Origin of the sequence: Fibrisoma limi BUZ 3 (genome assembly GCF_000296815.2) — a bacterium.
Lineage (GTDB): Bacteria > Bacteroidota > Bacteroidia > Cytophagales > Spirosomataceae > Fibrisoma > Fibrisoma limi.
Genome location: NZ_CAIT01000006.1, coordinates 1,863,587 through 1,888,525 on the forward strand (window position 1 = coordinate 1,863,587; position 24,939 = coordinate 1,888,525).

22 protein-coding genes are annotated in these 24,939 nt (G+C 51.4%); 10 read left to right on the plus strand and 12 right to left on the minus strand.

Annotated features, from left to right (window positions below; translation table 11 throughout):
- Positions 1-4: 4 nt before the first annotated feature.
- Together BN8_RS15580 and BN8_RS15585 are read right to left on the minus strand one after the other, a co-directional pair.
- Positions 5-3,286: a DUF1553 domain-containing protein gene (locus BN8_RS15580; RefSeq protein ID WP_009282866.1), complete on the minus strand. Its 3,282-nt coding sequence runs from the start codon at positions 3,284-3,286 to the stop codon at positions 5-7.
- Positions 3,287-3,289: 3 nt separating this feature from the next.
- A complete protein-coding gene (locus BN8_RS15585) occupies positions 3,290-4,765 on the minus strand; it encodes a c-type cytochrome domain-containing protein (protein WP_009282867.1) in 1,476 nt (491 codons plus the stop codon).
- 156 nt (positions 4,766-4,921) lie between these two features.
- Here BN8_RS15585 and BN8_RS15590 point away from each other — a divergent pair, with 156 nt between their 5' ends.
- Positions 4,922-5,791 carry a helix-turn-helix domain-containing protein gene (locus tag BN8_RS15590; RefSeq protein ID WP_040005856.1) on the plus strand — a complete coding sequence of 290 codons (870 nt, stop codon included), beginning with the start codon at positions 4,922-4,924 and terminating at the stop codon, positions 5,789-5,791.
- Between the two features lie 46 nt (positions 5,792-5,837).
- On the opposite strand, the gene BN8_RS15595 is transcribed toward BN8_RS15590, so the two are convergent.
- A complete protein-coding gene (locus tag BN8_RS15595) occupies positions 5,838-7,646 on the minus strand; it encodes a glycoside hydrolase family 97 protein (RefSeq protein ID WP_202806393.1) in 1,809 nt (602 codons plus the stop codon).
- 702 nt (positions 7,647-8,348) lie between these two features.
- Positions 8,349-9,518 (minus strand): adenylate/guanylate cyclase domain-containing protein, encoded by a 1,170-nt coding sequence (locus tag BN8_RS15605; protein WP_009282870.1) that lies wholly within the window; start codon positions 9,516-9,518, stop codon positions 8,349-8,351.
- A 357-nt stretch (positions 9,519-9,875) separates the two neighbouring features.
- Here BN8_RS15605 and BN8_RS15610 point away from each other — a divergent pair, with 357 nt between their 5' ends.
- From BN8_RS15610 to BN8_RS15625, 4 genes are all read left to right on the plus strand, one after another.
- A complete protein-coding gene (locus tag BN8_RS15610) occupies positions 9,876-10,871 on the plus strand; it encodes an SDR family NAD(P)-dependent oxidoreductase (RefSeq protein ID WP_009282871.1) in 996 nt (331 codons plus the stop codon).
- 16 nt (positions 10,872-10,887) lie between these two features.
- On the plus strand, positions 10,888-11,616 hold the full coding sequence (locus BN8_RS15615; protein ID WP_009282872.1) for an SDR family NAD(P)-dependent oxidoreductase: 729 nt from the start codon (positions 10,888-10,890) through the stop codon (positions 11,614-11,616).
- 158 nt (positions 11,617-11,774) lie between these two features.
- Positions 11,775-12,581, plus strand: a complete 807-nt coding sequence (locus tag BN8_RS15620; protein WP_009282873.1) for a helix-turn-helix domain-containing protein — start codon at positions 11,775-11,777, stop codon at positions 12,579-12,581.
- Between the two features lie 296 nt (positions 12,582-12,877).
- Entirely contained in the window at positions 12,878-14,062 is a 1,185-nt protein-coding gene (locus BN8_RS15625; protein WP_009282874.1) for a DUF2911 domain-containing protein, read from the plus strand.
- 320 nt (positions 14,063-14,382) lie between these two features.
- On the opposite strand, the gene BN8_RS15630 is transcribed toward BN8_RS15625, so the two are convergent.
- A complete protein-coding gene (locus BN8_RS15630) occupies positions 14,383-14,934 on the minus strand; it encodes a sensor histidine kinase (protein ID WP_040005858.1) in 552 nt (183 codons plus the stop codon).
- Positions 14,935-14,958: 24 nt separating this feature from the next.
- On the opposite strand from BN8_RS15630, the gene BN8_RS33615 reads away from it, so the two are divergent.
- From BN8_RS33615 to BN8_RS15635, 3 genes are all read left to right on the plus strand, one after another.
- Positions 14,959-15,102 (plus strand): hypothetical protein, encoded by a 144-nt coding sequence (locus BN8_RS33615; protein WP_009282876.1) that lies wholly within the window; start codon positions 14,959-14,961, stop codon positions 15,100-15,102.
- Between the two features lie 4 nt (positions 15,103-15,106).
- Positions 15,107-15,214: a hypothetical protein gene (locus BN8_RS33915; RefSeq protein ID WP_374755527.1), complete on the plus strand. Its 108-nt coding sequence runs from the start codon at positions 15,107-15,109 to the stop codon at positions 15,212-15,214.
- A 147-nt stretch (positions 15,215-15,361) separates the two neighbouring features.
- The gene (locus BN8_RS15635) at positions 15,362-15,901 is read left to right on the plus strand and encodes a cupin domain-containing protein (protein WP_040005859.1); all 540 of its coding nucleotides are present in this window, start codon (positions 15,362-15,364) and stop codon (positions 15,899-15,901) included.
- 220 nt (positions 15,902-16,121) lie between these two features.
- Here the strand turns inward: BN8_RS15635 and BN8_RS15640 are convergent, their stop codons facing one another.
- Complete coding sequence (locus BN8_RS15640) at positions 16,122-16,865, minus strand: SDR family NAD(P)-dependent oxidoreductase (RefSeq protein WP_009282878.1); 744 nt, start codon at positions 16,863-16,865, stop codon at positions 16,122-16,124.
- A 92-nt stretch (positions 16,866-16,957) separates the two neighbouring features.
- On the opposite strand from BN8_RS15640, the gene BN8_RS15645 reads away from it, so the two are divergent.
- Positions 16,958-17,296 carry a winged helix-turn-helix transcriptional regulator gene (locus BN8_RS15645; RefSeq protein WP_009282879.1) on the plus strand — a complete coding sequence of 113 codons (339 nt, stop codon included), beginning with the start codon at positions 16,958-16,960 and terminating at the stop codon, positions 17,294-17,296.
- A 75-nt stretch (positions 17,297-17,371) separates the two neighbouring features.
- Here the strand turns inward: BN8_RS15645 and BN8_RS15650 are convergent, their stop codons facing one another.
- Positions 17,372-18,133, minus strand: a complete 762-nt coding sequence (locus tag BN8_RS15650) for a M48 family metallopeptidase (protein ID WP_040006140.1) — start codon at positions 18,131-18,133, stop codon at positions 17,372-17,374.
- Between the two features lie 265 nt (positions 18,134-18,398).
- Between BN8_RS15650 and BN8_RS15655 the strand changes: the two genes are divergently transcribed.
- Positions 18,399-19,925 (plus strand): PKD domain-containing protein, encoded by a 1,527-nt coding sequence (locus BN8_RS15655; protein ID WP_009282881.1) that lies wholly within the window; start codon positions 18,399-18,401, stop codon positions 19,923-19,925.
- A gap of 82 nt (positions 19,926-20,007) precedes the next feature.
- Here the strand turns inward: BN8_RS15655 and BN8_RS15660 are convergent, their stop codons facing one another.
- The 5 genes from BN8_RS15660 to BN8_RS15680 all read right to left on the minus strand — a co-directional run bounded on the left by BN8_RS15660 (position 20,008) and on the right by BN8_RS15680 (position 24,939).
- Positions 20,008-20,604: a YceI family protein gene (locus BN8_RS15660; protein ID WP_009282882.1), complete on the minus strand. Its 597-nt coding sequence runs from the start codon at positions 20,602-20,604 to the stop codon at positions 20,008-20,010.
- 326 nt (positions 20,605-20,930) lie between these two features.
- Positions 20,931-21,752, minus strand: a complete 822-nt coding sequence (mtgA, locus tag BN8_RS15665) for a monofunctional biosynthetic peptidoglycan transglycosylase (RefSeq protein ID WP_009282883.1) — start codon at positions 21,750-21,752, stop codon at positions 20,931-20,933.
- A gap of 104 nt (positions 21,753-21,856) precedes the next feature.
- The gene (hemW, locus tag BN8_RS15670; RefSeq protein ID WP_009282884.1) at positions 21,857-22,993 is read right to left on the minus strand and encodes a radical SAM family heme chaperone HemW; all 1,137 of its coding nucleotides are present in this window, start codon (positions 22,991-22,993) and stop codon (positions 21,857-21,859) included.
- A 37-nt stretch (positions 22,994-23,030) separates the two neighbouring features.
- Positions 23,031-24,284 carry a cation:proton antiporter gene (locus BN8_RS15675; protein WP_009282885.1) on the minus strand — a complete coding sequence of 418 codons (1,254 nt, stop codon included), beginning with the start codon at positions 24,282-24,284 and terminating at the stop codon, positions 23,031-23,033.
- Positions 24,285-24,390: 106 nt separating this feature from the next.
- Positions 24,391-24,939 carry a hypothetical protein gene (locus BN8_RS15680; protein ID WP_040005860.1) on the minus strand — a complete coding sequence of 183 codons (549 nt, stop codon included), beginning with the start codon at positions 24,937-24,939 and terminating at the stop codon, positions 24,391-24,393.

Here is a 24,939-nt window from a genome sequence, read left to right on the forward strand (position 1 = left end):
GTGATTAGCGTTTGGTTAACGTGGCATCTGAATTCATAATCGTACTGGCCACCACGGCATGGGCCGCAACCAGTGCCGGGTCGAGGGTGGCATCCGGTTTGCGCAATCCGGCGTTCAACCAGCCAGCGGCTTTCGCCGTATTAGCTTTAAATTTCTCGTATTCAACCTGGTGCAGCCTGACCAGCAATGCCAGTTCCCGGTCGGGTGGCGTGCGGCTTGTCAACCGCCGATAGGCATCCCGTATGGCACTTCGTGTATCCGGTTGCCGGGCCATTTGTTCGCCCAGTACGCGGGCGGCTTCTACAAACGTTGGGTCGTTGAGGGTTACCAGTGCCTGTAATGGCGTTGAGGTCCGTTGCCGACGCACGATACAACTGCTGCGGGCGGGCGCATCGAAGGTAGCTAAGGTCGGGTTGGGCACCGACCGTTTGACAATGATGTATAGACTCCGACGATAAATGGCGTCCGTTGAATCGGGTTTGTAGGTCATGCTGTTGATTTCCCACAATCCTTCGGGCTGATAGGGCTTGATGCTTTTCCCTCCGATTGCCGGATTGAGTAGGCCACTGGCCAGCAGCGCATTATCCCGAATCATCTCGGCGCTCAGCCGCAGGGTAGGGCCGCGAGCTAGCAATCGGTTCTCGGGGTCTCGCTCCCGTAAGGTCGCGCTCGTGCGAGAATCCTGCCGATAAGTAACCGACATCACCATCCGCTTTACCAGTCGTTTTACATCCCAGTCCAACTCCTGCTGGAAGGTAACGGCCAGCCAGTCGAGTAATTCCGGGTGGCTGGGGGCCTCGCCCTGATTGCCGAAGTCTTCAGCCGTTTTGACGAGCCCCGTCCCAAAGATGGTTTGCCAATAGCGGTTCACGGCCACCCGGGCGGTGAGTGGGTTTCGTTCATCGGTCAGCCATTGGGCGAGCCCGAGCCGGTTTTTAGGCAGGTTAGCCGGAAAGGGTAAGATACTGCCGGGCGTGTTGGGAGACACCACCGGGCCTGGCATATCGTATTGGCCGCGCTGTAACAGGTGCGTTGTTTTGGGCGTAGGCATTTCCTGCATGACCATGATTTCGGCAATGTGCCGGGTGGAGTCGCTCAGGGCCGTCCGGCGTTTGCGTAACTCGAGCCGGGCAGCCGTTACGTCGGCATCTTCCACCGACGCGTAGTAGGCGCTTAGCATCTCCTTTTCGGCTGCTGTCAGTTCGTGGGAGGCTTTACTGGCCAGAGATGCCCAGCCTGCTTTACCAGCCAGTATCCGAATTTCAAACGGGGTCAGGGTCCGGTTATAGACCACCACATCATCCACTTTTCCCCCTTTAAAGCCCAGGCCCCGCCACCAGCCGCCGATTTGCAGGGCGGGTTCTTTTTTGTCGTAGAAAATGATGTCTTTGTATAACTGATCCACTACCGTTTCCAGCGGAAGCTCGGCCCCATTGAGGTAGAGCCGCAAGCCATTGGCTTTAGACGAACCGTCGTAGGTCATGGTCAGTTGCACCCAGGTTTCGCGCGGGATAGTCGCCGAACTTTGTCGGGTAATGGCGTTGGCAGGTGCCGTGTGGGCCAGACTCACTTCCAGGCGGTTGCCTTTCAACATCAGGTGATACCCTTTGAAATTATACAACCGCTCCGCATTGCCTTTATGAAAAATGACCCCCTCTTTGAAGTTTTTCGGAAACCAGGCCCATAAGCCCACCGTGAAGGGCTCCGACTGCCGAAATACGCCTACACCATTCAGGTCAGCGTAGGCGTCGCCATCGAGCGTGAGAACCTGCCCGCGGGCTATTTTTTCAAACACGGGTTTGGTCCCTTCGCCCGCGTCGCGTTTCATGCTGCCTTTCTGCTTCGGTTCTACGCTGTTCCGTAACGAATCCTCAAAGGAAAAATAGCCCTGTAAACCGGCTTGTGGCATCGTCTGCCCGGCCAATTGCTGGTAGGCTTTCGAGCCAATCCAGGTTTCGGCGGCTGGCTTAGCTTTTTCAAGCGCCTGGCTGAGCGTCTGTTCCTGCTCGGTAACGGCCGACTTCATGAAGCGTAGCAGTGCTTCCTGCTTTTCGGTCGGCAATAGCAGTGTGGGCGTGGGCAAGTCGTCGTTCCAGGAAATCTGACCGGCCTCCCGGACGTTGTTGAAAAAGCTGAAAAGCTCGTAATAGTTTTTCTGCGAAATGGGATCGTACTTATGATCGTGGCAGCGGGCACAACCCAGCGAGATCGCCAGAAACGCATCGCCCAGGGTGTTGGTGCGGTCCATCACATATTCTGTCTGAAACTCCTCTTCCACAATGCCCCCTTCCATATTTTGCTGATGCAGCCGGTTAAAGGCCGTGGCAATGAGCCTGTCGCGGGTGGTCGGGCCATCGTCAGTACTTTTCATCAGATCACCCGCCAGTTGCTGGTGAATAAAGGTGCGGTAGGGCATGTTCTGGTTAAACGCCCGGATGACCCAGTCGCGGTAGGGCGACATATCGCGCAGCCGGTCAACGGTGTAGCCGTGTGAGTCGGCAAAGCGGGCCAGGTCGAGCCAGTCGGTAGCCATTTTCTCTCCGTAATGGGGCGATGCCAGCAGCCGATCCACCTGTTTTTCGTAAGCATCAGGGCTCTGGTCGGCCAGAAACGCGTCGAGTTCGGCCGGGGTTGGGGGTAGGCCCGTCAGGTCGAGCGACAACCGACGCAACAGCAGGTCTTTGGGCGCTTCCGGCGATGGGCTCAGTCCTTCCTGCTTCAATCGGCTTAGCACAAAGTGGTCAATTTCGTTAACCGGCATGAATACCCCTGTGGGTTCACTAACTGGAACTGGCTTTTTCTCTGGCCTCACAAAGGCCCAGTGGGGTTTGTACACGGCTCCGTCTTTAATCCACTTAAGCAGGGTTGCCTTTTCCGTTGCCGTCAGGGTCAGGTGCGAGGCCGGCGTGGGCATCAGGTAATCTGGATCACTTGACAGGACTCGTAGCACTACTTCGCTTTTGGCCCAGTTACCAGGTTTAATCGCCACTTTGCCGGGGTTTTCGGGCAATGGGCCATAGGCAGCCTGGGCTACATCGAGCCGAAGACCCGCCTTTTGCTTGGCCTTATCGGGGCCATGACAGGCAAAACATTTGTCGGACAGGATGGGCTTAACGTGCAGGTTGTAATCGAGCTGAGCCGGTAATTTCTCGTAGGCCGCTGCCACCTCGGCCGGGAGTCGAACGCCATCAGCCGGACGCTTTACGCCATCTCCTCCGGTAGGTAATAGCCATCCCCCAAACGGCAAACAGGCCGTAGTCAGAAAAAAAAGGACGTTTCGTAGCATACCTCAGATCGTTTTATTGGAATCGGGACGAGTCGGGCGACTCAGTTGCCCCGTGCCGGTTTCGATTTTCAGATTGGGTAGGGCTTTTTGCAGCCGTTGAATGCCTTCGGGCGTTGTTTGGGTTTGCCACAGATAAACCACTTTCAGGCTTGGGCAACGGGCCAGGACCTCCAGCCCTTCGTCGCTCACCGCCGTTCCGTACAGGTTCAACTGCTCCAGATTGGGTAGGGATGTCAACGTCCGTAGACCCGCATCAGTCAGCCGGGTATGGTCGAGGGCAAGCCGGGTGAGCGAGGTCATTGACGCCAGTTCTGGTAGATCCTCATCCCCTACCGGCTGACCGCTCAGCCGCAGGTGCATGAGCTGCCCACCCAGTTTCGACAGCTGGGTCAGTTGTTGCCGGTTATAGGCTTTGACATTGATAAAATTGGCCGACAGGTAGTTCGTCTCCGCAAGCTTCACCAGCGAAATCTGTTCCCCTTTCAGGGCAGCCACCGTAGTAGGGTCGGATGCCGCAACGGGTTTGGCCAGCAGGGTCGATTCTACCGTTGCCGGAGCGGATTCCGTCGATGGTACAACCACCCGGGCCGAATCGGAGGACAACGGCAAGAGCTGCGGGGGTAGCCCCACCCTTTCGGCAGCCAGGGTATTCGTTTCGGCCGGTTGAATGACCTCTACTTCCTCTTTAAACGAAGCCCCTTTCTGTATCCAGCGATAAATAACCGCAACCTGATTGGGCGTGAGCTGAAGTTTACCCTTTGGGGGCATATGCCGCTCGTCGTCTTCGGGCAGCACCAGGTAGGTGTAGAGCTTGCTCTTCTGAGGATTACCCGGTGACAGCACCGCACCGTGTTTGCCCCCCTTTTTGATAAACGCTTCCGAGTCGAGCCGAAGCCCCCCTTTTTTCTTGGTGGCCGAGTGGCAGTTGTAACAACTCGCTTTCAGAATAGGAACCACTTCATCGCGGTACATAAACGTCCGGCGTATGAGCGGTTGATTGCCCTTGTTTACCGAATCAGCTTGCCCATTGACAGCCACAACCGATGCCGAAAGGGGCGTTGTGGATGGCTGTTCGGCCAGGGGTGTAGTGCCGGGAAACAGGTAATCTTCCCCATGCGTCAGGTTTCCGCCGTAGTGCCCGGCTACACTCAGCAGCACGGCCGTCGTCAGGGCCAGCGGCCAGCGGTAGTTTTTGAGCCAGTAGGTAAGCCCAGCCAGGGCAGCGGTAGCCAGCCCCGTCCATTGATGCCTGGACACCATGTCGGCGTCGTACTCTCCCGACTGAGCCAGTAGCCAGCCCGCTCCACAAGCCAGTACGGCCGACAAGGCACCCAGTCCCCAGGCGAACGAAACGGCGGTTTCCACATCCGTTTTTTTCCTGCGACCCACTACCATGAGCCCCAGCCCAAACAGCAGAATACCGATGGGCAGATGCACCAGCAGCGGGTGAAGGCGTCCTAATAGCTCAGTCGTACTCATGGACAGGCGTAATTGTCGGATTTAAGGATTTTATTGATACAAAAATAGAAGTCTCATTGGGCTAAGAAAATGAATGCAGTAGACTTATTTTTGTACAAATCCGACTTTGAGCTTCGCTCCTTTCGAGCGAGCTACCACCATTCTCTCGTCATACAGATGGAAGCAATACCCTCACTCAAACTCAACCTTTTGCATTGTGGTGCCTTGACAGTAGGCCCTGAGTGGCAGTTTAATGGGGTAGTCAGTCCATTTTGCAGGCTTTATTTCATTCAGGATGGGGAAGCGTACGTCTGGCACAACCAGCAAAAATACACGTTGAAACCAGGGAATCTTTATCTGATTCCGAGTTACTCGATCAGTCGCTACCACTGCGATAACACGCTATCTCAGTATTATCTTCATTTTCTGGAAGAAACCGAAACCGGGCTGTCTATTTTTGATTACGCAGCGTTTGAGTACGAGTTACCCGCCCTTCCCTTGGATGAATACTTATTTGAGAGACTACTGCTCTTAAACCCTGAACGCACACTCGCTAATATCGATCCCAAAGCGTACGATAACCAGTCGGACTTGTTGAGTTTTAACGCACCAAAACCTGATCAGTGGGCTGGAGCTGGTCTGGAGACACAGGGCATTATGTTACAACTGGTCTCGCGATTCATACAGAAAACCAAAAGCGCTTCGCCAGTACGTCAGCAAGGTTTTATCCAGTTCCGGACTGTATTGAGTTACATCCACACCCATTTGTCCAAAAAAATAACGGTAGAACAACTGGCTGCGCTTCAGCACCTGCATGTCGATTATTTTTCGCGGCAGTTTCAGGCATTACTGGGCATCCGCCCTATCGACTACATCATCAACAAGCGACTGGAACGGGCGCAGCTACTGATGGCAACAACATCCCTATCGCTCCAAAGCATAGCCGAGCAGGTGGGAATCGCCGACATTTATTACTTTTCCCGACTTTTCAAACGGCGTTATGGACTGCCGCCCGGAACCTATCGCAAACAAAGCGGGCGAGTTTAGCTTTGCCCATTTAAGCTATACATTTAATCGACAATTTGCGTTTATTTCAGTTCCCAGGCTTTAATGAAAGCGCCAGACCTCCCGATGCCAGCAGGTCCCGTTTCAGGGTGGTCGAAGCCGTGACAGTCAGCCTGGTTTGTTTCACATGGCCGCGGCCGTCGTCTTCGTACAACACGGCCGTGAACGATTTGTCTGCCGGTAAGAAGCTCAGCGGAATCGTGACGCTCCGGGCCTGGATGTTGGTGATGCAGCCCACATACCAGGCGTCTTTTTGTCGGCGGGCAATGGTGACAAACTCGCCTGGCCGACCGCCCAACACACGGGTTTCATCCCAAACCGTGGGCAGGCCCTTCCAGAACGAAAACTCTTCGGTATTGGGATACTGATCGGGCCGACCGTACCAGAATACGTATTGCAGTGGGCTAAAATACAGTACTGGCAAGGCCAGTTGGTGAGCCTGTGTAGTTTTACTTTTCCCCGGTCTGACAATGTCCGTATTGAAGCAGAAGGTATAATCGCCAGCCCCGGCCAGATAGCGTGTAAAGGGCAGGATGGTATTATGAGTCGCATCCGGGAACCCTTCGTTGCCCAGAACCCCCTCCTGTGTGAGTAGATTCGGATACGTTCGGCTAAAGCCGGTGGGTCGGTACTCGTCGTGGATGTCCACAATCAGGTTGTACTGAGCTGCTTTCCGAACGGCTTCGTGTAGCCAGGTGGTCCAGCGGTGCGAACCCGTATGAACAAAACCAAACTTAACTCCCGACACACCCCAGCGCTGATACAACGGAAACAGCGTGTCAAGCTGACGTTCCAGCGCCCGGTGATTCACATAAAGTATCACTCCAATACCTTTAGAACGGGCGTACCGAATGGCTTCGGGCAGGTCCAGATCGCCCTTTGGGTTACGTCTTGGATCAACCGTCACGGTCGTAGCATCCTCCTTTACTTCGTACTCATGCCCGTACCAGCCTGCATCAAAATGCAGATAGGCGATCTGCTGCTGCACGGCAAAATCGACCAGCGCTTTGGCACCAGATGTGGACAGGGTCACTTCCCGCATCACCTGACCGGGCTTGATCCAGTCCGGCTTCGACAGCGCATTGGGCGGGTTCAGATTCGGAATCAGGTAATTCTGTTCCAGCAGTTTACCCGGCTCATTAGCCCCCAGCACAACCCGCCATGAGGTGGCATAGGGTGAGGTTTCCACTACCTCGCCAAACAACTGGGTTTGCAGTTCCCCTTCCGGCCCGGTCGTTTTCAGCCGAACCCGTGGGTAATTGACCTGTTCGGCCTGCGCAATGGATGCCCAGACGCCGTTGGGCAGCTCGAGGGTCAGCGGCAGTTCGGCCTGGGCAGACCAGTTCTGTAACGGACGTTTTTCGTACTCCGCCTGTGCCCGATTCGTGAACCACCCCTGCGTACCGGAGGGCAACCGAAACTGGGTGAGATCTTCGGTAAACTCTAGAATCTGGGTACTCAGGTCTTCGGGAAACTCGTAGCGGAACGCAACGCCCTCGTTGTAGGCACGTGCTACCACTTGCATAATACCCTTTCGGCGGGCATCGGTGGGAGCCAGCGTTATTACCAGTTCGTTGAAATGGTCGGGTATGTTACTTCGTTCGCCCGCTACGGGTTGCCAGCTCGTTTGCTGAGTACGGCGTTGAGTACGTACTACCCGCAGATCTTTAAACCAGCCCGCTCCGCCAAAGCCGTTTGGATTGGCCTTCAACCCTAGTCGCGATGAGGCAATCAGCGGCTGGTTGCGGTATTGAATGGCGTAATGAGGGCTACCCGCTTCGCTACCCACGGTCTGCATCGACAGCGAAAACGCAAGCTGACCATCTGGCGAACTCACCCGCAGCGAATCGGGTAATTATAGCAACACAGTAGATGGTAGCAATAAGCCGCTTCGGTTTAATCTGGATGCGGCTTTTTTGCTGACCGTACGCTACTAACTGCATTTGACAGATAGTAAAATTACCGTCTCCTAAAACGCTCCCGCCTGAGACGTAAGGTCGTTCATGAACTTTCTCCGGCATTCAACGAAGAAAACTTCATATGTTTGTTTATAAATTCGGCGTTTTTAGTGACGGTTCCTTACCGAATGTTGGTATACTTCAAGGTAGGTTTTTGAAAGATTTCTACTACTCCTCCTACGCTTTACCCCACCAATCTTTAGAAATACTTATTCTAGGGGTTCTTTTTCCAACGGGGCGTAAAATTACGGTCGCATCGGCCTTTAGATTTGTCCCCTGTGAATATTCCAAGAATATTCTACCTTGGAAGGCTCTCAAACTGAGAGTAAACCAGTTCCAGTGGGGATGCCCTACCGCCTTCGGCTGAGCTAGTGACTCATGGAGCGATTTAGGACCCCACTGGCTCACTGAAGCACAAGACTCAGATAGAAATTCGGGTAAGACCCATGAGCAAGCGGGGCGCCCCGTGGCGTATTGAGTGTGCAACAGTCGATTGACTTATGTACTGCTATTAACTCCATTTAGGTCAACAATGGTTAGTTCTTGATTGCCATTGGCCCCCGTTTGATAATTATTCTTTATCATTTAAACTCAACACGTCTATTTGTCAGATCTTTAGGATCATGCCGGTCAACACTTACGATCTCAACCTTTTCTGTTTTGCCTCTAAGCAGAATCTTACCCAGCGATTCAATTTTCAGTCGTTGATCGAGGCCCATTTTAGTGATTAAGTGTCCGGAGACTAGAAAATCTTTTTGATAGTGATTGCAAACGCTCTGAATACGGGCTGCGGTATTCAATGTATCGCCGTGGTAAGCGATATCTTTTTTGATTTCGCCGATCTCTACGGCCGTTACCTTACCGGTGTGCATACCGGCCTTGAAGGTTGGCAGAAAACCATAGGTTGACTGATAGTATTCCGTTCGATTCCGGAACTGGTCTGTACAGGCAAAGTAAAAGCGGATACAGACGTAGTTTTTCAGGCCTTCATGCTCGGGCCACATGATCACAATTTCGTCGCCAACGTACTGGTATACTTGAGCACCGAAGGGAAAAAGCACCTCATTAATATCGGCAAAACAGTCTCTGATAAAGGAGCTATAGCGGATATGACCTAATTGCTCGGCGGTGGAAGTCGACGATTTTAAATCCATAAACATGAAAATCCGTTCTTCTTCCTGTGGAGTTCGGTATCTCCCCAACAACAAGGGTAACAAAACGCCCGGTCCATATTTCTTATTAATTTGATTGATGAAGCTAATGATCAGGGTCATAAAAAAATAATAGACTAGTAGCAGGGTGGATATAAGACCCCAAGCCTCTTTTTTTAGGGTAACACCAGCTATAATGACATGGGGGGAAATGGTTAAATCAAACAGGATAAATTGTAAGGCCCAGAAAATGAGATAAAGCAGGATCAGCATTCCCCCGGTCTTAACTAGAATTACATTCCCGAGCGATCGTTTTCTGGCTATTTTCCGATCCAGATAATAACTCGTTAATCCTAGACTTACTCCCCATACTCCCCCAAACAGGATAGCTATTAACAGCGACGGGCCGAATGCTGCTGCTACCGGTATATGAACTACCTGGTTAATTAGTCGAGCGTGTAAAGTCAAAATGGTTATCAACAAACAGTTGGCAATGATCCAAAAATTCACCTGAGTGCCCACATAGGTTAGGACCGGGAAACGGGCGGTATATCGCTGGGCCAGGGTGGTATATTCAAATTTTTTGTCCATAGGATTCATCTTGCCAAGTTAACGGAGAGATGTTGGAAATGGGCTAGTTTCAACCCTTTCTGAATAAGCCACGTTGCCCAGCTTAGTAAAACGCTTTTGTTAGAGTACCCTCAAAGGTGGACAGACGTTTACCCTGTAAGATAACCAAATCGTTCCGTTGGCCTAGGGAACAACTAATTTTCCCACCTACCGATGCTGAATAGGCTGAACCGAATAGTACTCAAACAGCATCCTGAACGGAGGCTACAAACTGATCTACGCAGTAGGGATAACCTGACAGGTTAAACAAAGTAAATTGACATTCTAAACAAAGTCCACCCGCTAACAACCCGGTAATTTTGTCCCATCACAATAAATTAAAATAACATGGGACACACTAATTATCAAGGAGCTTTACAGCAGCCCATCGGTTCAGGCTTCAACGCAACATCGACGGCACAGGAGGTGATTAATGGGATTGACCTCACCGGGAAAATTGCCATTGTGACCGGCGGCAATACGGGCATTGGCTTAGAAACCACTAGGGTGTTGGCCGCAGCCGGGGCCACGGTAATTGTTCCGGCGAGGGACCTGGAAAAGGCCCGGAAAAATTTAGCCGGTATTCCAAATGTGGAATTGGAGAGCATTGATTTTATGGACCCCGCTTCAATCGATGCATTTGCCGACGCATTTATCGCAACAAGCCGACCGCTTCATCTGCTAATCAACAATGCAGGCATCATGTGGGTGACTTTACGCCGGGATAGCCGTGGTATCGAATCGCAACTGGCCACGAATTACCTGGCACAATTTCAGTTGACGGCCAGAGTATGGCCAGCACTCAAAAAAGCAAACGGAGCGAGGGTAATCAATGTATCTTCTCATGGCCACCAGTTCGGAACATTTAATTTTGAGGACCCGAATTTTATAAACCGGCCATACGAAACCTTGCAAGGATATGGTCAATCCAAAACGGCTGTCAATCTATTTTCACTCGAATTGGATACTCGTTCTAAACCCTTTGGTGTCAGAGTCTATTCTGTCCACCCGGGCTCTATCGGAGGAACGGAATTAGGAAGGGAAGCCCCACTGGAACTTTTCCAGAAAATGGGTTTTGTGGATGAACAGGGCAATATACTTCCCGAAGTACTGGCTTCACTTAAAAACATACCACAGGGAGCTGCCACAACAGTTTGGTGCGCCACAACACCCTTACTCAATAGCATTGGTGGGGTGTATTGCGAAGATGCGGATATAGCTCCATTAGCATCCGATAACGAGATATCGCCGGGGGTAAAACGGTATTCGCTGGACGATGCTGATGCCAAACGCCTGTGGAAATGGAGCGAAGAAGCCAGTGGCCTATTCTTTTCAATAAGTTAATTTCAACCTCAACGAAATGAAAACATTCAAAAATAAAATTGCCGTCATTACGGGCGGCAACAGCGGTATTGGCTATGCCACTGCAAACGAATTAAATCAAAAAGGTGCCAACGTCATTATAACCGGCAGAAGAAAGGAAGCGGTTGAAAAGGCAGCATCGGAACTGAATATCACTGGAATGATGGCTGACCAATCCAGGTTAGCGGATATCGACAGGCTGGTCTCGGCTATTTCAGAACAATTTGGTAAGGTCGATATTTTACTCATTAATGCCGGCATAACAAAATCGGCCCCCATAGAATTGACGTCCGAACAGGTATTTGATGAAATTATGGATGTGAATTTCAAAGGAGCTTATTTTACCCTGAGCAAATTCATCCCTATCCTAAACGATGGTGCTTCGGTGATATTCCTGTCGTCAACTTCAGCAACTATTTCACCACCAACTGCTTCGGTCTATGCAGCAAGTAAAGCAGCCATCAATGCGGTGATGAAAATAGCGGCCCTTGAGTTGGCTTCACGAAAAATCCGTGTGAATGCGGTAAGTCCGGGGCCTGTTGCTACCGAGATTATGAACAAAATGGGATTAAATGATACCCTTGAACTGCAAATGATCAGTAGCATTCCCCTGGCAAGGTTTGGAACAGCTAGCGAGGTAGCAGAGTTGATTGCTTTCCTGTCTGACGATAATGCCGCCTTTATCACTGGGGCTAATTATCTAATCGATGGCGGACAATCCGTATGATTGTTTGATGGACTTACAATGTCAAAAGGACGGTAGTAGACAATATGGATACTGCTGTCCTTTAACAGTTAAACCGGACGTTTAAACAAAGCTCAGCAAATGATATTTTTTGTTTTTACAGTATTATTTTCCATACAGAAAAGAACTAAGAAATAGTCATGCAATACGAAGCAAAATATATAACGGATGACATCAAACTTTCCTGCTATGAGGACAAGTTTTTCAAATCAGACATTCTGTTTGAGCACCACATGCTAATTTGGTTCATTTCGGGTGAGACAAAAATCGTTCAGGCTGATACCACTTCTATTTTTAAGGAAGGAGATATTTTCCTGATCCCAAGAAACCTGTTGGCTACTATCATCAATTACCCCAAGGATGGAAAGCCGCACAAAACAGTAGTCATGCATCTCTCTACAGCACGATTGAAGGATTTTTATGCCCATTTAGAAGTAAAGCCAAAGGCCCCGGAATCACAAAAAATATATCACTTCAGCAACCATCCTTTATTGGCAAGTTGCCTGTCTTCCTTGATTCCGTATTTTGAGATGAAAGATCTGCCTGCAAATATTGCCTCGTTAAAAATTACAGAAGCCATAAGTATTCTGAGGGCAATCGATAAAAGCATCGACCATATACTGGCTCATTTTCATGAACCGGGAAAAATTGACCTGGTTGATTTTATGCAGCGCAATTTTATGTTCAATTTGCCGATGGAAAAATTAGGCTATTTAACGGGTCGGAGTTTGTCGACCTTTAACCGGGATTTCAGGAAAATTTTCAATGTAACGCCCCAGAAATGGCTGACCGATAAACGGCTCGAACTGGCTTATTATCAACTAGCGGAAAAGAAGAAAAGACCCACAGAGGTATATCTCGAAGTAGGATTTGAAGATCTTTCTCATTTTTCTTTTGCCTTTAAAAAGAAGTATGGGATTGCTCCCACTCAGTTACTATCTCTATAGCGAACGAACCGAGGCTCAGCTAAGAGTCAACATTTTTCCGGAGGACGATACCGTAAAGACTAAGCGTCCAGTAAAACGCTCCCATATTAGACGAAGGACATTTCAACTAGCTGCTGTATGTTAACAGGCTTCTTGTCGAGATAGGTATCAGCTAATTACTAGTTCAATCAAGCAGCCAAGAAATGTCGTATTTCTACAATCTCCCTAATTGGGGCATCGATAATTTTGCTAGTAATGACTTTACCTGACAAGCTTATCTTAATAACTGTGTTTCAACACTACTTGTCAATTTCAATATGGACAACAAACGAGTGTTTCTAAGCGTGTGGGCGCTCCTCTCCACGTTGGGATGTTTCGGGCAAAGCAACCAGCCTTATACAGCCTCTTTTATAGGACGAATGGGCGTGGATACGGTTTTAGTGGAAACCTACACCATGATCAATAATCACCTCTACGGTAAAGCGTTTATCCGCGTTCCCGAAGATTACATCGGCGAGTTCAGCATTCACTTTTACCCCGATGGCAGCATCCGTGAATTCAATATAAACGCCATGAACCCGCTCAACAGCTCACTTCCCTTTGCGGCAAAATCGGGTGCTTTTGAATATCGATTAAATATGAACTGCCGGAACGATACCTGCACCTACTATAATTCGGAAGCTGGCACAAATGTGGAGAAGTTGTTCCGCCACCCAGCCCCAAAAATGGATTTTGTCGGCGGTTGGGTTCCCTTGATCTCTCTCATGGAATGGCAATGCCGACGCCTGGCGAGGTCTGGGTCGCAGGCACTCCCCTTAAAAATGATCAATCATAACATCGGCGTCTACGACATAGGAGTTCGTTACCAGACCAAAGACAAAATTATATTTGGTGGCCCCTTTTTGGAATACACCGCTATTAGCGTGACCCAGGAGGGCCGAATAGAAAGCATGGATGGTATAGGAACACCCTGGAATTATTATGTAACAAAACACCAGCCAATTGACATCGATGCGGTTGCCAAACGAATGAGCAAAACACCGGGCATTGGCATTCCCTCGCCAACTGAATCGCTACAGGCCAGCATCCAGCAGTCAACCATTGCACTGACCTACGGGCGACCCTTTAAGCGAGGCAGACCGATTTTTGGGGGCGTGGTTCCCTACGATTCCTTATGGCGGACCGGCGCCAATGGTCCCACAACGATCACCTTTGAAAACGACATCAAAATAGGGGAAAAGGTACTTCCCAAAGGCGTCTATAGTATTTATACCATTCCCAAAGTAAAGGAATGGACACTCATTTTTAGCACTGATCTTAAAAATTGGCCCACCGACCCTGACCGGACGAAAGAACTTATAAGGGTCAGTATGCCCATCCAAAAATCAACCGATATAAAGCAGCAGTTTACCATTGAGCTGAAGGAAATAAAAAAAGGAGGGCAACTTAGGTTGCTGTGGGATGATGTGGTTGCCACAGCGGATTTTGACATTTTGAGGTAATACAAAAGTTACCACTTTTACTACGTACTGTCTAGAATTAGGTTATGAAGTAGGGAGGATTAATTCCTCTTAGTCATAGTTCCGTAAGAGATCATTTGCTCAATCTCAACAAACGCTCCCAATTGAGACTGAGGGCGTTCCTTCATCTGCTTCTTGAATGAACACTTTTCGTGGTCGAAAGCGGCCAGAAAGAGGAGAGGAGACGAAACGGTACGGTAATCAACAGGTTATCACATAACAAAAATGACCCCTACCGAAAGCCGGAAATTGGTTACAAGATAGGCAAACGGTCAAATACAGGGTTCTTATTTTGTCAACACTTAGGTAATAACTGGCCGCTTAAAGCGGAGTTTAACCAACGTGCCATTCTGGTTTTCGTAGGTAAGCGTGCCTTCAAGCTGGCGGGTAAGCAGCTCCACTAACTGGGTGCCGAAGCCCGTTTCATTGACGGCTTCCACAGGCTGTTTACCGATCCCATTGTCAGCTACCATCAACAGCAATGAATCGTCGTCCATCCGCGTCAAGCTGATACGAATGGTGCCGTTGTCCCTACCGACAAATGCGTATTTAAGCGAGTTTGTTATTAACTCATTCGTTATGAGCCCTACGGAAACCGCCGTGTCAATATCCAGTACTAGCTCGGGCATCGGACATTCGATGGTGATGCGACTGGCTGCATCAAACGAATTGAGAATGTTTTCGCCCAGATTATTAAAATAATCGCGCATCTCAATCGCCCCTAACTGCTTGCCTTGGTACAGTTTCTGGTGAATGATGCCCATACTCTGCACCCGGTTCTGACTGGCCTGTATGGCTTCCTGTACGTTTGGGTCGGTGACTTTAGCTGACTGTAACGCCAGTAAACTCGACACCACTTCCAGATTATTCTTGACCCGATGATGAATCTCTTTCAGCAGGAGTTCGTTCTGGGCGTTTTTCTGAGCAATCTCGTCGCGCTGTTGTTTAATGACTACAGCTTCCTGCAGGGGCCGTCCGAAAGGTCTTACTACAGAAACTCAAGCAAAAGCACGGGCGGTTAAGACCATGTATGCCCTGAAGACGCATACGATCTTAGAGATTGGTCAGTTGTTTCATATAAGCCGAGCGACGGTTTATCGATACTTAGCCTGGCAGGAGCAAACTAACGGTTGACTGATGCATGACACTGCTTCATAAATCGGGGCTTTTTAAGATATGGTAAGCTAGCGGTACCTTACAAGATTATTGATGTGGTGAAATCAACTGGCTATTTAGCCAATCATCGCTTATATTCACAAACCTAAACCATTGATCATCAGGATGGCTACTAAAGGGCAAATCTTGGATATGACTCCTGTCGGTATGAAGTTTACCGTCTTACAAGCCAGTGCCGACACCTTGGGCAAGTCTTTAGACCTCCACTGGGAGTTATTGCCGGGTTGTAATATGAAGGACCCCTTAGTGCATGCTCACCCCGACGCCATTGAAACCTATGAGGTGCTGGAGGGTGATATGGAATTCTATATCCATGATCGGTGGATTGCCGCCAGAGAGGGGGATCAACTCTCGGTTCCCAAGGGGGTCACCCACTGTTTTCGTAACCCGACCGATAAGATGGTACGCGTCTTGAACACCCATCAGCCAGCCTTGAAGATGGAGAACTATTTTGAGGATGTCTGTAAAGTACTTGACAAGCTGACCGACCAGCGTCGAAACCGTTTTCGGATGAATCTACGAACGATGCTATATATGAGTGTACTGATGAATAACTATCGAGCCGAAATCATTGCTAAAAATCCGCCAGATGGGGCCATCAAAGCGCTGGGTTGGGTAGCCAAGCTTTTGGGAATACGGTATTAAAGGGCTGAGTAATCACCGTCCTTCGTAGACTCTGTCAGGGCAGTGCTAAGCTCAGCAACTAAAAACTACATCGTCTCCTGAAACGCTCCTCCTAAAGACAAAGAAGCGTTCTTGTATCAGTAGCTTAACTACGCGTTTGGCGAGATAGTCCTTTGGTGATAAATAGGACGTATAATGGCCGGACGCTTAACTGTCCGGCCATTTATAGGCAAAAAACCAATTACTTGAGCATATACTGAATTGACCCTCCGTCAACAGCAATATTAGCCCCATTCACGTAGCTGGCATCCGCAGAAGCCAGAAATAAAACGGTATTGGCAACCTCTTCCGCATCTCCCAGTCGTTGAAGGGCACTTCTCGTAGCCAGGTAGGCTTGCGTTTCAGCGGTGGCCAGAGAAAGCAGACCCGGCGTTTGAATCGGGCCAGGGCTGACGATATTTACCCGGATCTTTCGTTCTGCCAACTCATTGACGGCAATATCGGCGATCTTGTTCAAAGCAGCTTTGGTGGCCGAGTACACGCTGCTTGCTGTACCCGCGGCACTCACCACGCCAGATGAGGTAAAGATCACGGAAGCCCCATCCGCTAAGTGCGGGATGAGCTTTTGAAGCGTAAAGAAGTGCCCTTTGACATTGGTATTGAACTGCGCATCGAAATCCGCTTCTGTAACATATTGAATCGGGGTATAGACCCCAATAGCGGCATTGAGGTAGAGCACGTCGACGGACTTACCGCTTTGTGCTACCACTTTTTCCAGGGCCATAATTCCGGCCATGTTTGAGGTGTCGGCGACCAGCGTTTGTAAGTTCGAGCTATTAATTTCATCGGCTGCTTTTCGCAGACTTTCTGCATTTCTGCCCGTAATCAAAACAGTGGCCCCGTGCTGAATAAATGCTTTTGCTGTCGCAAAGCCGATTCCCTGACTTCCACCGGTTATAATTACATGCTTATTGTTGAAATCCATCGTTTGGTTTTTATTGAATACATCGGAGGAACATTTACTTTGGTAACTAAGTTACCAGAAGTAACGGTGTATTTACGGTAACTAAGTAACTGATGGCTGAACAAGTATGTCACAAAGCAGACATCATGGCGATCCACGACGCTATGGATGTGTTGAATGGGAAATGGAAGATTTCCATCCTGTCAACAATGTGTTATTATAACAGGCGAAGATTTTCCGACATATCGACCGATTTAGCGGGTATTTCCAACAAGCAGTTAAGCAAAGAGCTTAAAGAATTGGAACAGAATAAACTCATCGAACGAACCGTCCTGGCTACGCAGCCTGTGACAGTCGAGTATAGTTTGACCGAGTATGGCTGGACATTACAAGGCATCATTGATGATCTAGCGAAATGGGGATCAACCCATCGCAAGGTAATTATGGGGTGACCGGTAAGCCCCCATGGACCATCTTGACTTGTTGTCAGGATAGCACCACGGGGGCGTTCTGGTATCACAAGCGTTTTATCGTATCAACCCGTCTTTGCGGGCACGGGCCCGAATCCGGTCGGCGCGGGCTTTGCTGTCGGGGTGAGTCGAGACGAATTGCGTCAGTCGGCCACTACCCCCGCCCTGTTTCGCCAGCTTCTCGAACGACGTAGCCAGGGCCAGTACGTTATACCCATTTTTTCGCAGGAAGGTATAGCTGTAATCATCGGCTTCAGTTTCCTGCCGACGGCTGAACGAAGCGCCCAGCAGGTAATCGGCTACACCCCCGATCTGCGACCGCGACAACCGACCGATCACCCCGGAATTGGAAGCCGCCAGATTGCGTACGGCTGAGCGCCGGAGCGCACTTTTCATCGCATCGTGCGAGTCTTTATTGACCACATGACCAATTTCGTGCCCAATGATGGCCAGAATTTCGCTGTCGGTCATGATGTCCATCAATCCCTTGAATACCCGTACACTACCGTCGGCGGTGGCGAAGGCGTTTACCTGAGGGACTTTATACACCTTGTAATTGATAGGTAATCCAGCTACCGTGCGATGCCGCTGCACAATTCGGTTCAGCCGGAGTGTATAGGGATCATTTGGGCCAGCCACCGGGTTCTGCGCATCCATCTGCTGCACGGCCTGTCGTGAATAAGCCGCTACCTGCGCGTTGGTCAGCGTAGCTGAGTTCAGGGCGTCCAGCCCAGCCTGGATGAGACTGGGGTCGATCTGCGCCAGCGATAATGTTGGTACTGACGTCAGCAGAAACAATATGATTGCTATGCGTTTCATAGGTCGAGTCTTTTGTTGAACATGCACATTCGTTCCTACGCGAATGTATGTCTTTGATTCGCTAACCAGACAAACGTTTAATCGGTTTATTGGCTCGAGCCAGTAGCCCAGCCGAAATCGGGCTGTGTCATCCGGCAGCCTCACCGCTTCGTCATACTCGTATGTCAATTCATTCAGGTTTTTGATCATTTCACAGGGGTTGTCCTGGGCCGGTGCATGGGTTACCCCCAACTTTGAGCCAGCTAACACACAACAAATACGGCTCATGCAACTAACTTTTTCCTCTTCTCCGGCCCTGCGTGGTCAACGGACCCTGGCCTTAACCAAACAGATTTTTGTTTTTCTGCTTTCAGCTACGTTCCTCGTAACGGGCTGTAAGAAAGACCCCGAAGTCGAACCAACCCCCACCAACTCACTGACGGCAGCAGCCGGCCCTGATCAAAACGTACAAGTGGGGCAGGTTGTTACGCTCGACGGCAGCGCATCGACCGACAGCAAAGGCGCTCCGCTTTCGTTTCAGTGGGCCATCACCCGCAAACCGGCAAAAAGTACGGTATCACTGAGCAGCCCGGCTACGGCCAAGCCAACTTTCACGCCCGACGAAACCGGCGAATACGAGCTGGAACTGACCGTTTCGAACGCCAACGGACGTAGCACTGACAAGGTTCTGGTAGCGGCTTCGGTTGCGCAGCCGCTGGCGTTGACCTCGAACATTACGGTTAAAACGGTCTTGAACGACCGCGTGGCCAACCCCGACCTGCCCGACTACATCGTTACCAAGAGCATCGTCCTGACATCGGAGCTGACCATTAATCCGGGCGTAGTGATAGCCTTCGAGCGCGATACCCGGTTCGACATCAACGACGGTGGGGTGATCATCGCCAAGGGTGAAGCCGGTAAGAAAATCCGCTTCGTAGGGGTTGAAAAAAACAAAGGCTACTGGGTTGGTATCATGGTCTATTCGGGCAGCAATGCCAACGTATTCGAGCACATCGACGTATTGCACGCCGGCAGCCGTGTTATGTTGAGTGGTGTGAAAGCCAGTATGGCCCTGTTCGGTGGCGGCAAAGCGCAGATTGGCCTGAAAAACAGCTTGTTCTCCGATAACGACGGCTACGGTCTGTACGTACAGGATGGCGCAATCCTTCGCGAATTTTCGTCAAACTCGTTCCGCAACAACACCGACGCGGGTATTCTGCTGGATGCGGCCAACGTAGCAAAACTGGATGCAGCGTCATCATTCACCGGGGGCAACGGTCGTAACGTCGTGGAGGTATTCGGGTCAGCCATCCGGAAAGGGAACGTGGATGAGATCGTCTGGACCAACTTTACCGACAACTCACCGTACCGCATCACGGCCGACCTGGCGGTCAGCAACGGCTGGAAACTGAACCCGGGCGTAACGATTGAGATGGGCCGCGATGCCGCCATCCGCATCAGCGACGACGCCTATCTGTCGGCCAAAGGCACACCGACGCAGAAAATTACCATCACGGGGGCTACCCGTACACCGGGTTACTGGCGGGGACTGATCTGCTACACAACCAGTACGCAGAACGTAATCGAAAATGCTGAAATCAGCTACGGCGGCAGCAACGCCATCGTATCGGGCAAGAAAACGAACATTGCTGTATACGGCGCTAAGGCTACCATGACCATCAAGAACACGAAAATCAGTGGCAGCGCCGGTCACGGTATCTATGTCGGCTACAACTGCATCCTGAACAACGACGCATCGACGGTCAATACGTTCGAATCCAACGCTCAGGCTAACATTCAGATCGACAAATAGGCGTATTGATTCAGACGGCTAAGGACAAATACCCAGAAAGGCGCCAGTGATGGCGCCTTTCTGGGTTAATACGGCATATCGGCTATTTCTTTTCGGCCATGGAGGCATCCTGCTTGGCAAACTCGCCAGCGGCCTTTAGTTCTACCTCGTCGCTCACGACCGCTACCGGAATGGTACCCAGACTGAAATCGGAGCGCTTGATTGTACCCGTTACTTTTAAACCGGCCTTTTCCTGCTTGCCCCGGGGACTGTCCATCGTAACCGGCCCGGTCAGCACGGCATCCAGCGTAACGGGCTTTGTAACGCCGTGCATGGTCAGGTTGCCGTTGAGTTTGTACTTTTTACCCTCAACTTTCTGGAACGACGTGCTTTTGAACGTGATCGTGGGGTACTGCGCTACGTTGAAAAACCGATCTCCCCGCAGGTCGCCGTCCCGGCGTTCGTTGTCGGTGTCGATGCTGTTGGCATCGACCGTCAGTTCAACCACCGCATCGGACAGGTCGGGCTTGCTGGCTGTAATCTTGGCATCGTACGTCTTGAAATTACCGTCTACTTCAGACAGCATCAGGTGCGTAACGGTAAAGCCCACTTTGGCGTGCGATTTGTCAACCATCCAGGTTTGTGCGTTGGCCGCCGAAACCGTCAGCAACGCGGCCACGGAAAGGAGTACTGTTTTCATAAGGGTTTAGGGTTTACTGGAACGATTCGGTTTGTTTCTATCTAAAACTACACGAATTCGGCAGGAAAGCCAAGCAGAAATACCTATGGAATAGACGGGATGGTTCAAAAACATCGGCGGATGCAGCATTTCAACCGACGAAATGCCCCCGCTCAATCACCTGCTAATGTATTGATACTACTTCAGAATAGCTCTTGCGTTTCCTCACCCCAAACCCAAATGGGGGCTTAGCGCTGCAAATGTCAGGAGGGAGGTCTAATTAGCGGAGCTAATCCCCTTCAGCGGTTTGGGATAAAGCGTAGTACCAGAATGAATTAAGTATTGATTTACAAGTTCCGGATGTAGCGTTGCCCACCCAGCCGGCGCATCTGCCGACTAATCCATCGCGTACGGCCCTGGATGTAGCCCGATGGACGTTTGATGGAAAATTGCCGGGGATTGGGCAGCACAGCCGCGATCCGGGCGGCTTCGTCGCGGGTCAGGGTTTTGGCCGAGTGTCCGTAGAATCGCTGGCTGGCCGCTTCAACGCCGAAGGTCATGGGACCGGTTTCGGCTACGTTCAGGTACACTTCCAGGATGCGCTTCTTACCCCATACCAGCTCAATCAATACGGTAAAATACACCTCCAGCCCCTTTCGGATATAGCTGCGGCCATTCCAGAGAAATACGTTCTTGGCCACCTGCTGCGAGATGGTACTGGCTCCCCGAGGGCGTTTCCGGCGTTGATTTTCCTTGATAGCGTCCTGGATTCCCTCGAAATCGAAGCCCCAATGCGTCGGGAAATGCTGATCTTCCGAAGCGACCACCGCCAGAGCCGCTTCCTTGCTGATGTCGTCGTACGACTGCCAGTCCTTGTAGAGTTTGCTGCTTTCGTCGGTCCCCAGCGTATCGACCCACCGCGACACCATCAGGGGCGTAATCCAGACAGGCACGTATTTGAGTAGAATCACGTAGCCGATTGACCCCAGAAACAAGATCAGAAACGTCTTGAGTAGAAACCTGTATATGCGCTCGAACAACGGCCGTTGCTGCACGTACGTTCGGAACCGACGCCAGCGACCGGCCGGCTTCGACCGATAGGACGACGGGGTAGGCTGACGGGGCCGGGGCGGCTGACGAAAGGTATTGGACGGGCGCTGCGTATTCATTCGGTTGGTCTATGCTGCGAAAATGGAGAAATTTTGCCGTAGGGCCGACCAGCAGGCTGCCCTTTTTTACTCTACTCACTAAAGCAACCAATTGTTGCCTTCTGTTATTCGACAAATAATGTAGCCGCCACCCGGTCGGCAAAAAGCTTGCCCGCTTCGGTTAGTCGCAGGCTATCCTTCTCCATAATCAACCAGCCCGCCCGTTGCATGTCGGCGAGGTCGCTGGCCTGTTGGCGCGTAAAATCAGCGCCCAGCAACGACGATAGTTCGGTTAGTGAGCAGCCCCACTGTGTTCGCAAACCCGTCAGTAAGTATTCATTTACCTGATCGGCAACCGTCAGATTTTCAACCGTTGCCGGCAGTTCACCCTGTTCAATTGCCTTGATATAACGTGAATTATTCGCAATGTTGTATTGCCGACTCCGACCATTATACGAATGGGCGCTGGGCCCAACACCCAGGTACGGTCGGCGTTGCCAATACGCGGTGTTGTGCCGGGCATAATGAGCCGCCGAACCGTTGCCCTGTTTCGCAAAATTCGAGATTTCGTAATGTTCGTAACCGGCCTGTTTCAGCGCCTGAGTCAGTTCCGTAAATTGTTCGGCGGCCAGCGCATCGTCGGCGGGAATTAGCTTGCCGGTTTTCTGCCAGCGCCCAAACGCCGTATCGGGTTCGATGGTCAGGGCGTAGGCCGACAGGTGCGGTACGTCGAGGGACAGCGCCCGGTCGAGGTCGTACTGCCAGCGATCGGCCGGGCGGTTGGGAATGCCGTAGATCAGGTCGATACTCAGGTTGTCGAAACCGGCGTCGCGAGCCAGCCGGACACAATGCTCGGCTTCGGCGGCCGAATGGGCCCGGTTCATCCAGCGTAATGTCGCTTCGTCGAACGTCTGAATACCGATACTCAGCCGGTTCACGTACCGCCGAAGCATAATCAGTTTGTCGGCCGACAGATCATCCGGATTGGCTTCGAGGGTAATTTCAGCACCGGGCGCTACGGTATACAGGTCGTGAATCGTCCCGAAGATTTGTGCTAGCTCGGCTTCGGTCAGCAGCGAGGGCGTACCGCCACCAAAATAAATCGTTTCCAGCGTTCGGGCAGGCAGATAATCCTGTTGCAGGCGAATCTCCCGGCACAGCGCGTCCACCAGCGTCCCCTTCTGTTTCAGACTGGTACTGAAGTGAAAATCACAGTAATGGCAGGCTTGTTTACAAAACGGTATGTGAAGATACAAGTGCATCAATAGTATGACAACGAACGGTCGGCGCAGGTTCCCGTCAGCTAACCGATTCTTTAGCCGCCAGCCGATTGTGCCGACGGTCGAGCCAGTTCATGACCGGCGTAGCCAGGATGCCATGCAGCACTATTGATACCAGCACCACAAAACCCAGAATAGCCCACAATCGCTCAGGCGCGGGAAAATTACCTTTCTCCAGCCCAAAGGACAGGTAAAAAAATGAGCCGATGCCGCGGATGCCGAATCCGGCGATTACCCAGCGTTCGCTGAGGGTGGCCCGGGTGCCGATCAGGGTCAGAAAACCCGACAGCGGGCGGATGATGAACAGCAACCCCAGCCCAAGGGCTACGTCTGACCAGCGCAGCGGAGCCAGCAGCCCCTGCGCGATTGCCCCCCCGAACAACAGCAACAGTATCACAATGAACATTCGCTCAATCTGGTCTGTGAAATCATGCATGTGCTGGTGGTACTCATGCGACCGTTCGTAGCCCCGCAGCGTAATGGCGGCAATGAACACCGCCAGAAAGCCGTAGCCTTTGACCAGTTCCGTAAGTCCGTAGGTCGTCAGTGTAACAGCCAGGATAACAAAACTGTAGGCGGTGGTTTTGATGCTGATCCGTTGCGGTAGCCCAAAAATCAGGGCCGACAGCAACCGGCCCGACAGCCATCCCGCCAGCACGCCAACGACTACCCGATACAGTACGTCCATGGTCAGCCAGTCGATGAGACGCGACTCGGGAGACGCAGCAGAAGGCAGCAGGGCAATTGCGCCGTATACAAACGGGAAAGCAAGCCCATCGTTCAGCCCGGCTTCGCCCGTCAGCGCAAACCGGACATCATCTTCCCCTCCCTCGCCGGGATCGCCTACCTGCACATCGCTGGCCAGTACCGGATCGGTCGGAGCCAGGGCGGCTGCCAGCAACATTGCCGACGCCGGATGCAGATCCAGCCCCAACCAGCCCGCCAACGCGATTCCCGCAATGGTCAGAATCATGGTGTATAGCACCAGTCGAAGCGGCATTCGCCAGGTACGGAGCGAGAAACGTCGATCGATCTTAAGCCCGGTGCCAGTCAGGGCCACGATAACGCACAACTCACTCAGGTGGGTCGTCAGGGTTTTATACTGAATCGGATCAGCTTTGGGCAGCGGAAACGGAAATGAATACAGGAGCAATCCCAGTCCCACCACTACGGTCGGATACGAAAGGGGGTGGTTCCTGAGCAGCGACGGCAGCCAGGAAACTACCAGAATAGCCACCCCCAGAACCACCAGCAACAGATTATATGATGTCATACTTTTCTTTCGAGCACGTATCTCACACTACCCGCCCGTGTGGTTTTTTGATTTTCGTCTATGTATTATCTGAGCCTGTGGACACACCAACTACGGCCCCGGTTGCTCATCGGTGCGGCATATACGAACGTAGGCTGAACCGCCACAGGCGCCAGCAAAGCCACCAGCCAATCAGGCAAAGCAGGGCTGTGGCAGCACTCGACAACGTAATGAACAACCCCAGGAGCAGCCCACCCGCGGCCAAAGCAGCGTGCCTGGCGTAGTACGGCTCCCAGTCGCGCCAGCGTTTGACTGACAACGTACGGTCGCGCCACCAGGCCCCATACCACCGATCACGCTGCACGGTCATGACCACAATCCAGAGCAAAGCCAGCTTGATGACAAACATCCCAACCTGATTGATGCCTGGCCGGTTCATCAACTCGATGGGCAGTAACCACGACCTCATCGCTACAGTGGGCCAGTACAGGACAATCACACTCGACGCGACCAGCAGAACACCGGACAAAGCACGCCGGGTTTGTTTCACCCGCTGCGACACCTGGGCCAATGGTCGCCGATGCTCCCAGTGGGTCTGCCGGGTCTGGCTCCACACCCAGATCCCACAGCAGCCCACCCACGCGCCCAGAACGGTTGGTGCAATGTTTTCTTCCAT

Bases quoted from the DNA above. Each gene is read 5' to 3' on its own strand.
- BN8_RS15660 (WP_009282882.1), bottom strand. From the start codon at position 20,604: ATGAAAACAGTACTCCTTTCCGTGGCCGCGTTGCTGACGGTTTCGGCG.
- BN8_RS15645 (WP_009282879.1), top strand. From the start codon at position 16,958: ATGGCTGAACAAGTATGTCACAAAGCAGACATCATGGCGATCCACGAC.
- BN8_RS15605 (WP_009282870.1), bottom strand. From the start codon at position 9,518: ATGAATCCTATGGACAAAAAATTTGAATATACCACCCTGGCCCAGCGA.
- BN8_RS15655 (WP_009282881.1), top strand. From the start codon at position 18,399: ATGCAACTAACTTTTTCCTCTTCTCCGGCCCTGCGTGGTCAACGGACC.
- BN8_RS15580 (WP_009282866.1), bottom strand. From the start codon at position 3,286: ATGCTACGAAACGTCCTTTTTTTTCTGACTACGGCCTGTTTGCCGTTT.
- BN8_RS15675 (WP_009282885.1), bottom strand. From the start codon at position 24,284: ATGACATCATATAATCTGTTGCTGGTGGTTCTGGGGGTGGCTATTCTG.
- BN8_RS15640 (WP_009282878.1), bottom strand. From the start codon at position 16,865: ATGGATTTCAACAATAAGCATGTAATTATAACCGGTGGAAGTCAGGGA.
- BN8_RS15620 (WP_009282873.1), top strand. From the start codon at position 11,775: ATGCAATACGAAGCAAAATATATAACGGATGACATCAAACTTTCCTGC.
- BN8_RS33615 (WP_009282876.1), top strand. From the start codon at position 14,959: ATGATGAATCTCTTTCAGCAGGAGTTCGTTCTGGGCGTTTTTCTGAGC.
- mtgA (WP_009282883.1), bottom strand. From the start codon at position 21,752: ATGAATACGCAGCGCCCGTCCAATACCTTTCGTCAGCCGCCCCGGCCC.
- BN8_RS15590 (WP_040005856.1), top strand. From the start codon at position 4,922: ATGGAAGCAATACCCTCACTCAAACTCAACCTTTTGCATTGTGGTGCC.
- BN8_RS15610 (WP_009282871.1), top strand. From the start codon at position 9,876: ATGGGACACACTAATTATCAAGGAGCTTTACAGCAGCCCATCGGTTCA.
- BN8_RS15635 (WP_040005859.1), top strand. From the start codon at position 15,362: ATGGCTACTAAAGGGCAAATCTTGGATATGACTCCTGTCGGTATGAAG.
- hemW (WP_009282884.1), bottom strand. From the start codon at position 22,993: ATGCACTTGTATCTTCACATACCGTTTTGTAAACAAGCCTGCCATTAC.
- BN8_RS15680 (WP_040005860.1), bottom strand. From the start codon at position 24,939: ATGGAAGAAAACATTGCACCAACCGTTCTGGGCGCGTGGGTGGGCTGC.
- BN8_RS15585 (WP_009282867.1), bottom strand. From the start codon at position 4,765: ATGAGTACGACTGAGCTATTAGGACGCCTTCACCCGCTGCTGGTGCAT.
- BN8_RS15625 (WP_009282874.1), top strand. From the start codon at position 12,878: ATGGACAACAAACGAGTGTTTCTAAGCGTGTGGGCGCTCCTCTCCACG.
- BN8_RS15650 (WP_040006140.1), bottom strand. From the start codon at position 18,133: ATGAAACGCATAGCAATCATATTGTTTCTGCTGACGTCAGTACCAACA.
- BN8_RS15615 (WP_009282872.1), top strand. From the start codon at position 10,888: ATGAAAACATTCAAAAATAAAATTGCCGTCATTACGGGCGGCAACAGC.
- BN8_RS33915 (WP_374755527.1), top strand. From the start codon at position 15,107: ATGTATGCCCTGAAGACGCATACGATCTTAGAGATTGGTCAGTTGTTT.